The organism is Flavobacterium phragmitis (assembly GCF_900112575.1).
Taxonomy (GTDB): Bacteria; Bacteroidota; Bacteroidia; order Flavobacteriales; family Flavobacteriaceae; genus Flavobacterium; species Flavobacterium phragmitis.
In genome coordinates this window covers 562,820-572,072 of record NZ_FOMH01000003.1, presented here as the reverse complement: position 1 = coordinate 572,072, position 9,253 = coordinate 562,820, and the positions used below count along the sequence as shown (strand labels likewise).

The following is a 9,253-nucleotide window of genomic DNA, read 5'->3' as shown; positions in this document are numbered from 1 at the left end:
CAGTATGTTAAGATATTGTCCGCACGCGGAAAGTTAAAAGTTGTTTGTTATAAGTTATGAGTTGAAAAACTACAAACTATAAACTACAAACCATTAACTGAAAACCTTAAGGTGGTTATTGCGGCGGGGCTCACCTCTTCCCATCCCGAACAGAGAAGTTAAGCCCGCCTGCGCAGATGGTACTGCAGTATTGTGGGAGAGTATGTCGTCGCCTTTCTTTTGAAAACCCTGCTTCGTTAGAAGCAGGGTTTTTTGTTTTATAGACTTTTGGGTTTTTATAAGGAAAACAAGGATCAGGTTCAAAAGTTGGGGATTATGCAAAAACGTTCTTCCAAAACCGATGCGTTAGGGATGGGAGCGACATCTCCCGATTTAGAAAAACAAGGCTTTTTCAGCCGTAGTTTTTATTAATAGGGAATACAGCGGACAGCCCGACCCGCAGGGAAAAGAGATGATTGGTTGCTTTTGGATTTTCTTCATTCAATTTTTGTTAAATTATAGTCAATTGTCTGTCTTCGATATCAATACTTTAGAATTTTAGAATTTGAATGAGTATTTTTGTGTTTAAATTATTTATTAAACATGAAGAAAAGTATTTTACTGTTTGCACTTTTTGTTATTACAAATTTAAGTGCACAACAACGTCCCAAATTAGTTGTAGGTATAGTTGTCGATCAAATGAAAATGGAGTATTTATATCGATTTTCAGATGATTTTTCCCCAAATGGTTTTAAGAGGTTAATGAACAATGGTTTTGTTTTTCAAAACATGCATTACAATTATATGCCAACTTACACTGCACCTGGGCATGCTTCTATATACACTGGTACAACTCCTGCTACTCATGGAATTGTTGGTAATGAATGGTTCAGCAGAACTTTAGGCAAAGAAATGTATTGTACTGACGATGCTGGCGTGAAAACAGTAGGTGACGGTACAGCAGCAGAAGGTGCAATGTCTCCTAAAAATCTTCAAAGCACCACGATTACAGATGAAGTTCGAATGGCAACTAATTTTAACGGAAAAGTAATCGGAATCAGTTTAAAAGATCGTGGAGCGATTTTACCAGCGGGACATTTTGCTAATTGGGCTTTTTGGTACAGTAAAACAGGATCGTTTATTTCAAGTACTTTTTATGGTGAAAAATTACCTGAATGGGTATCTGAATTCAATAGCGAAAAAAACTATCTTAAATACCTAAATAAAGGTTGGGATTTATTTAAACCTGCTTCAGTTTATAATGAGAGTCTACCCGATAATAATCCTTATGAGGGTAAGTTGTATGGAAGTGCAGCGCCGGTTTTTCCATATGATCTAAAATCAATGTATGAGAAAAATGATGCTGGTGTAATTCGTTCAACTCCTTTTGGAAATGATTTATTAGCGGAGTTTGCAAAAAGGGCTATTGAGAAAGAAGAATTAGGTAAAGATAATATTACAGACTTTTTGACTGTTAGTTTTTCTTCTACAGATTATGTAGGTCACTTGCTTGGGCCAAGATCTATGGAACTTCAGGATACTTATTTAAGATTAGACGAAACAATAGCTGACTTTTTAAATTATTTGGATAAAACAGTTGGTAAAGGAAACTACCTGTTATTCTTAACAGCTGATCATGCTGGAGCGGAAAATGTAATTTACTTGAAAGATCGTAAATATAATGTAGATAATTATCCTTCTAAAGAGGTTAAGAAAAGTTTACAGGATTTTTCAGTTAAAGCTTTTGGAGTAGATTTAATTCAAAATTACTCGAATTTCAATGTTTTCTTCAATAAACAAATCATTAAAGATAAAGGCTTAGAATTAGCGCAAGTTAAAAAAGCTTTCAAAGATTTTTTAATTTCCCAACCTCAAGTTAAAAGAGTTTATACAGAGGAAGAGATTTTGGCTAACGCAGGTAATGATTATGCTTTAAATTTTGTTGCCAAAGGTTATGATGTTACTCAAAATGGTGATTTAGTAATTGTGGATAAACCTGGAGATATTGAATATACTTCAACAGGAACATCTCATGGGACAATTTGGAGTTATGATACTCATGTTCCAGCAATTTTTTATGGTTGGGGAATAAAGAAAGGTGAGTCTTATGATAAAAAAGGAATTACTGAGATTGCTCCAACAATTGCGCAGAAAATAAAAGTTACTTTTCCTAACGGAACTGAAGCAAAAGTAATGCAGGAAGTTTTGGATTCGAAAAAATAATATTCTTTATATATTTTGTAAACCTGTTCTTTTAAGGACAGGTTTTTTTATATTCCAAAAAAAAGGCTTTTCAGTTAAGAAAAGCCTTTTTAATAGTGATTTGTAAACACTTATAGTAGTAGTAGCACTATGCGTTTGCTAATACTATTTCTTCGTTAAAAGGAAGGTTCCAAGCTTCAGCAACTCCTTTGTAAAGGATTTTACCATTAGCTACGTTTAATCCTTTTTTCAATTCTTCGTTTTCAGCACATGCTTTTTCCCATCCTTTGTTTGCTAATTGTACAGCATAAGGTAAAGTTGCATTTGTTAAAGCTAATGTAGAAGTGTAAGGAACCGCTCCTGGCATATTAGCTACACAATAGTGAACGATATCATCGATAATAAAAGTTGGGTTTTCGTGTGTTGTTGGAGTACAAGTTTCGATACATCCACCTTGATCAACAGCAACGTCAACAACAACTGCTCCTGGACGCATTAATTTAAGCATGTCACGAGTAATTAAGTGTGGTGCTTTTGCTCCTGGAATTAAAACTGCACCAACAACTAAATCAGCATCTTTAATTGCTCTTGTAATGTTGTAGTGGTTTGACATTTCTGTATTTACATTTGCCGGCATAATGTCGTCTAATTGACGTAAACGAGGTAAGCTTAAGTCCATAATTGTTACTTGAGCTCCCAAACCTGCAGCCATTTTTGCAGCTTGAGTTCCCACAATTCCTCCACCTAAAACTAATACTTTTGCTGGCGGAACACCTGGTACACCACCTAAAAGAATTCCTCTTCCTTTTAATGGTTTTTCAAGGTATTTTGCTCCTTGTTGAATGGCCATACGACCTGCAACTTCAGACATTGGAACTAAAAGAGGTAAACTTCTGTCCGTTTTTTCTACAGTTTCATAAGCTAAACAAACAGCTCCTTTTTCTAACATTGCATGAGTTAATTCTTCAGAAGATGCAAAGTGGAAGTATGTAAATAATAATTGATCTTTTTTGATTAATGGGTATTCAGAAGCAATTGGCTCTTTTACTTTAATAATCATTTCTGCAATTGCGTAAACCTCTTCAATAGTTGGTAAAACTACTGCACCAGCTTGAGCGTATTCTTCATCAGCAAAACCGCTACCTAAACCAGCAGTTGCTTGAACATAAACTGTATGCCCATGTTTTTTCATTTCTGATACACCTGCAGGAGTTAAAGCAACTCTGTTCTCATTATTTTTTATTTCTTTTGGAACACCTATTATCATTTTGTTATATTTTTTTGTTTTGTTGAAATTGTTTTTACAAATCTACAGATAGAGAAGAAATTATGGTTTAATGCTCGATAAATAAGAAAATATTATTTTATTTTTTATTTTTACAGAAAAATATTCTCTTTGAAGCCAATAAATATTCTTCAAAAAGAAAAAATGACTGAATCTGACTGTTTTTAATAAAACGTTTTCGTTATGGCTTTAGATGAAATTGACAAAAAAATCCTACGTCTTTTGCAGGAAGATGCGCACTACACTTTAAAAGATATCGCAAACAAAATAAACTTGTCTTTGACTCCTGTTCATGATCGCGTAAAACGTCTTGAAAAAGATGGAATTATAGAGAAATATGTTACTCTTTTAGATAAGAAAAAATTAGGAAATAATCTTACGGTTTATTGTCAAGTTACCTTAACAAAACAGACTTACGATACTTCTGAAGGCTTTAATCAGTCGATTTTAAATCTGCCAGAGGTTGTGGAATGTAATTATGTATCGGGAAATTTTGATTATATGCTTAAGATTATAATTCCTGATATGGAAAGTTATCATCATTTTCATCAAAAAAAATTATCTGTATTACCCGAAGTTTCCTTAATCAATACGGTTTTTGTAATTTCTGAAGTAAAAAGTACTACTGTTTTACCGATTTAAAACCATAAAAAAACCACCAAGAAGTCTTGATGGTTTTCAATTGGGTTAGTTTGGTTGAATTAATAATAAGTATAACGTCTTACTTTTGCAATATATTTTGCAAGACGAATTACTTGATGACTATAACCGTATTCGTTGTCATACCAGATATAAAGAACAATATTTTTTCCATCTTTCGAAACAATCGTAGCATTACTGTCATAAATTGCTGGAGCAGAAGTCCCCACAATATCAGAAGAAACCAGCTCATTGTTCAATGAATATTTAATTTGCTCTACCAGTTCTCCTTCAAGAGCATATTTCTTCATAATTTTATTAATTCCAGCAATTGATGTCGCTTTTTTTACTTCTAAATTTAAAACTACCAATGATCCGTTTGGAACAGGAACACGTATAGCATTTGAAGTCAATTTTCCTTCCAATGAAGGCAACGCTTTTGCAACAGCACTTCCTGCACCTGTTTCCGTAATCACCATATTTAGAGCAGCAGCTCTTCCACGACGGTATTTTTTATGCATATTGTCTACCAAATTCTGATCATTTGTATAAGAATGAATCGTTTCTAAATGTCCTTTTGCAACGCCTAAAGTATCTTCGATTACTTTTAAAACAGGAGTTATGGCATTTGTAGTACAGGATGCAGCAGAAAAAATATCAACTTCATCAGGATTATAATCGTTTTGATTTACACCATAAACAATATTAGGCACGCCTTTTCCTGGTGCTGTTAATAGAACCTTTTCAACACCATTTGATTTTAAATGTCTCTTTAAAGCTTCTTCAGTTGTATAGGCTCCTGTATTATCTATCAATAAAGCATCGCTAATTTCGTATTGGGTATAATCTATTTCTTCAGGAGAATTTGCGGTTATAATATGAACAGTAGTTCCGTTGATAATTAAAGCATTATTCTTAGGATCAGCAATTACGGATCCATGAAAGTCCCCGTGAATGGAATCATAACGCAAAAGAGAAGCTCGTTTCTCTAAAGTAGTTGCGTCATTTTTATCTCGTGTCACAATAGCTCTAAGGCGCAATTGATTTCCTTTTCCAGTTTTAGACATTAACTCTCTTGCTAATAAACGTCCAATTCTTCCAAAACCATAAAGAATCACATCTTTCGGATGGATTTCCTTTGATGTTTTTGCTTTTTTTAATTTATCAATAACAAAATACCTTGCATCAGGATATTTTTCGTCTTCTAGACCATATTCGTAAGTTAATTTACCAAGATCAATTTTCGCTGGCGGAAGATCTAAAGATAAAACGACTTTTGCGATTTCAACAGAGTCAAAAATAGTAATGGGCTTGCCGACAAATTCACCTGCATATTGATGAAGGTTGATAATATCGCTGACATTTTTATCTAGTAATTGGTTTTTAAATAAAACCATTTCTATCGATTTGTCATACCATAAATCACTAATAATTTTGATTAATTCGACACCAGCTCTTCTTCGGTCGACTTGTAATGATACCTCTTTTTGGTACAAAGATTTGTTGTTCATAATTGTTAAATTGAAATAATAAAACGCTCACTTATTTTATAATTTGGCGCAAAAGTATCTATTTCAATCGATTTCGTAAACTATTTTAGCATTTATTTTTGAAAATGAAAAAGCCACCTTAATTTTTTAAGATGGCTTTTTTTATGAGTTTTCAGTCGCAGTCACAGTATTCAGTCTTTAAAAACTGAAAACTGTGACTGAAAACTGTGACTAAATCTATTGGCTTAAATAATTATTCTAAAAACTTCCCCGTTTCTATTGATCATTTCTATTCGAACACTTTGTCCTTCATCTTTTTTGCTCAATAGTTTTGAAACAGTTTCGACATTTGTTGCTTTGACATTGTCGATGCTAAGAATGATATTTCCTTGCAATTCATTTTGGTATTGCATCAAATTCTCATTGGTGATATTTTTGATTTTTACACCATAATCAATTCTGAATTTTTTCTTATCAGCAGCATCAATATTTTCCAATTCAATTCCTTTGAATTCGGCGCTGTAAAACTCATTTTTACTTAAAGTTACTGGAACTGTTTTCGTTTTTCCGTCTTTAATATAAGTTACTTTAACTACATCATTTGGACGTTTTGTATTAATGTATCCTGATAAATCTGCGTAAGTAGAAATATTTTGATCATCTAGTTTTACAATGATATCGCCTTTTCCTAAACCAGCTTTTTCTGCACCAGAATTTTTAGAAACTCTATTGATATAAAAACCTTGAGTTTCAGTTACACCTAACTCTTTAGAAGCAGTAGCGTTCAATTCGCCTCCTTCAACTCCTAAAATTCCTCTCTGCACATTTCCATACTCCATTATATCTTCAATAATTTTTCTGGCAATGTTAGATGGAACTGCAAAAGAGTATCCAACATAAGAACCTGTCATAGAAGAAATCATCGTATTAATACCAATTAATTCTCCTCTTGCATTTACTAACGCTCCACCGCTATTACCTGGATTAACCGCCGCGTCTGTTTGAATGAATGACTGAATCCCACTTTGATCTAAATTTCTAGCTTTTGCTGAAACAATTCCGGCTGTAACGGTTGAAGTCAAATTGTATGGATTACCAACTGCTAAAACCCATTCTCCCACTTTTACACTATCAGAGTTTGCAAAGGCAGTGTAAGGTAATTTTTCGTCAGCATTTATTTTCAACAAAGCAATGTCCATTTTTGAGTCAGTTCCAATTAGTTTTGCTTTGTATGATTTTTTGTTGTTTAAAGTAATCTCGATTTCTGTAGCATCTTTAATTACGTGATTGTTTGTAACAATGTATCCGTCTTCAGAAATAATGACGCCAGAACCAGTTCCTACCTGTTCTTGCTGTTGCTGTCCGCCATAACCATAGAAAAATTCAAGCATTGGGTTGCTAACAGTTCTTCGAGAAACGTTTTTAACGTGAACAACAGTGTGGATTGTTTTGTCTGCGGCTTCGGTAAAATCGACTGTTTCAGCTCCCAAACCAACATTTTTTCCATAAGAGTTTGGGGCAAGAGTTACAACAGAATTTCCTTTTCCAAAAAGAGAATTGTTGCTTTCAAATAATAACTTGTAAGCACCAAGAGTAATAGCACCACTTAATAATGACACTATAAATAAGGCTGAAAATCTTTTCATATTAAAATATGTAATTAAGTTATTAGAGTTTATGTTCTTGTTTTATTTAACGTAAAATTACTTCAAAAAATTATTTGTAAAAACGGTTTAACGCTCTTTAACAATGATTAACATTTCCTTAATTATTAGTTCGTATTTTTGTCTTTTAAAATGAGCGGAATGTAGCTGTAGTTTTATGATTAATAAAGGTATTTGTAATAATTTAAGAGTATCGATGTTTTTATTTGATACAATTATAGATTTATTGATTATATCTTCAAATAAAATAAATTGGCAAATTGATTGAAAATTTGTCTTTTGAGTAATAAAAAAAGAAATAGTATAGATGATAACATTAAAAGGAGAATCCATTTATTTAAGAGCTCTTGAACCTGAGGATTTGGAATTTATTTATGCAATCGAAAATGATCAGAATATTTGGGAAGTCAGTAATACACAAACTCCATATAGTCGTTTTTTAATTAAACAGTATTTAGAAAATGCCCATCAGGATATTTATGAGGCAAAACAACTTCGTCTGGCAATCTGTCAGGACGAAGATTTTCCTGCACTTGGATTGATAGATTTATTCGATTTTGATCCGCGAAATAGTAGGGCAGGAATTGGGATTGTAATTCAAAAAGAAGAAAATAAAGGGCAAAATATTGGTTCTGAGGCTTTAGAGCTTTTAATTAAATATGCTTTTTACAATTTAAACCTTCATCAGCTGTATGCAAATATAGGAGTTGAAAATGCAGCTAGTATCGCACTTTTTACTAAATTTGGTTTTGAAAAAATCGGAATAAAAAAAGATTGGATTTTGCTTCATAATAAATATCAAGATGAAGCCGTTTTTCAACTAATTAATAAACAAATTTAAATTTTAAGCTTTGAGTCTAAAGAAAATAATCACAATAAGTGCCGTAGCCATAATTTCAGTTTTATTGATTTATGGTTTTATTTTAATCAGTAAAATTTTTAGTTCTAATACTAAATTCGAGGAAAAAGAATTATACGTCTATGTTCCTACCGGCGCTAACTATTCAGATGTAAAAAAGATATTAGCTCCCTATGTAAAAAACTTTGACAATTTTGAATTGGTCGCTGAAAAAAGAGACTATCCTGAAAATGTAAAATCGGGTCGCTTTCTTTTAAAGAAAGACATGAACAATATTGATTTGGTAAGAGCAATGCGTTCGAATGTTCCAGTTAAATTAGTATTTAACAATCAAGAACGTTTGGAGAATTTTGCGGGAAGAATTGGTTCAGAAATCGAAGCTGACAGTTTATCCTTAATGAAAGCCATAAAAGATTCTACTTTTTTAGCAGCAAACGGATTTAATGAAGAAAACGTTTTTGCCATGTTTATTCCAAATACATATGAAATTTACTGGAATACTTCCGCAGAGAAATTCCGAGATAAAATGATAAAAGAATATCATAATTTCTGGACGGAGGAAAGAATCTCTAAAGCAAAAGCGCAAGGATTAACTCCAGTTCAGGCTACAATATTGGCTTCAATTGTGCATAAAGAATCAGTCAAAAAAGACGAAAGACCTCGTATTGCTGGTGTTTATTTAAACCGTTTGCGTTTAGAAATGCCTTTACAAGCAGATCCAACCGTGATTTATGCATTGAAACTTAGAGATAATAATTTTGATCAAGTAATTAAAAGAGTTTTTTATAACGATTTGGTTATGAGATCTCCGTATAATACTTATGTCAACAAAGGACTTCCTCCAGGGCCAATCGCAATGCCTGATATTACAGCTTTGGAAGCCGTTTTAAATCCGGAAAAGAACAATTATATCTATTTCTGTGCAAGTGTAGATCGTTTTGGATATCACGAATTCGCTGCAACTTTGGCAGAGCATAATGTAAATGCAAAAAAATATTCTGACTGGATCGCTAGTCAAGGTGTAACGAGATAAGATTTATTTCTATTATAGAATAAAAACCGAAGTCAATTTTTGCTTCGGTTTTTTTGTTACTTTTTTCTAGATAAAAAATGTCTCAAACATAGAAAATTATCA

At 32.7% G+C, this 9,253-nt stretch carries 7 protein-coding genes and 1 rRNA gene; 5 read left to right on the top strand and 3 right to left on the bottom strand.

What is annotated here, in order from left to right:
* The first annotated feature begins 107 nt into the window (after positions 1-107).
* Together rrf and pafA are read left to right on the top strand one after the other, a co-directional pair.
* A 5S ribosomal RNA gene (gene rrf / locus BM289_RS08115) occupies positions 108-217 on the top strand.
* Positions 218-582: 365 nt separating this feature from the next.
* The gene (gene pafA, locus BM289_RS08110; RefSeq protein WP_091492306.1) at positions 583-2,202 is read left to right on the top strand and encodes an alkaline phosphatase PafA; all 1,620 of its coding nucleotides are present in this window, start codon (positions 583-585) and stop codon (positions 2,200-2,202) included.
* Positions 2,203-2,329: 127 nt separating this feature from the next.
* Here pafA and ald read toward each other — a convergent pair whose 3' ends face one another.
* Positions 2,330-3,448, bottom strand: coding sequence for an alanine dehydrogenase (gene ald, locus BM289_RS08105; protein WP_091492304.1), 1,119 nt, complete (start codon positions 3,446-3,448; stop codon positions 2,330-2,332).
* A 201-nt stretch (positions 3,449-3,649) separates the two neighbouring features.
* On the opposite strand from ald, the gene BM289_RS08100 reads away from it, so the two are divergent.
* Positions 3,650-4,108, top strand: a complete 459-nt coding sequence (locus tag BM289_RS08100) for an Lrp/AsnC family transcriptional regulator (RefSeq protein WP_008467950.1) — start codon at positions 3,650-3,652, stop codon at positions 4,106-4,108.
* A gap of 59 nt (positions 4,109-4,167) precedes the next feature.
* Here BM289_RS08100 and BM289_RS08095 read toward each other — a convergent pair whose 3' ends face one another.
* The gene (locus tag BM289_RS08095; RefSeq protein ID WP_091492302.1) at positions 4,168-5,616 is read right to left on the bottom strand and encodes a glyceraldehyde-3-phosphate dehydrogenase; all 1,449 of its coding nucleotides are present in this window, start codon (positions 5,614-5,616) and stop codon (positions 4,168-4,170) included.
* Between the two features lie 224 nt (positions 5,617-5,840).
* A complete protein-coding gene (locus tag BM289_RS08090; protein ID WP_091492300.1) occupies positions 5,841-7,241 on the bottom strand; it encodes a trypsin-like peptidase domain-containing protein in 1,401 nt (466 codons plus the stop codon).
* A 325-nt stretch (positions 7,242-7,566) separates the two neighbouring features.
* On the opposite strand from BM289_RS08090, the gene BM289_RS08080 reads away from it, so the two are divergent.
* Both BM289_RS08080 and mltG read left to right on the top strand, forming a co-directional pair.
* Complete coding sequence (locus BM289_RS08080) at positions 7,567-8,100, top strand: GNAT family N-acetyltransferase (RefSeq protein ID WP_091492297.1); 534 nt, start codon at positions 7,567-7,569, stop codon at positions 8,098-8,100.
* 10 nt (positions 8,101-8,110) lie between these two features.
* Positions 8,111-9,151 carry an endolytic transglycosylase MltG gene (mltG, locus tag BM289_RS08075; RefSeq protein WP_091492296.1) on the top strand — a complete coding sequence of 347 codons (1,041 nt, stop codon included), beginning with the start codon at positions 8,111-8,113 and terminating at the stop codon, positions 9,149-9,151.
* Positions 9,152-9,253: the final 102 nt, after the last annotated feature.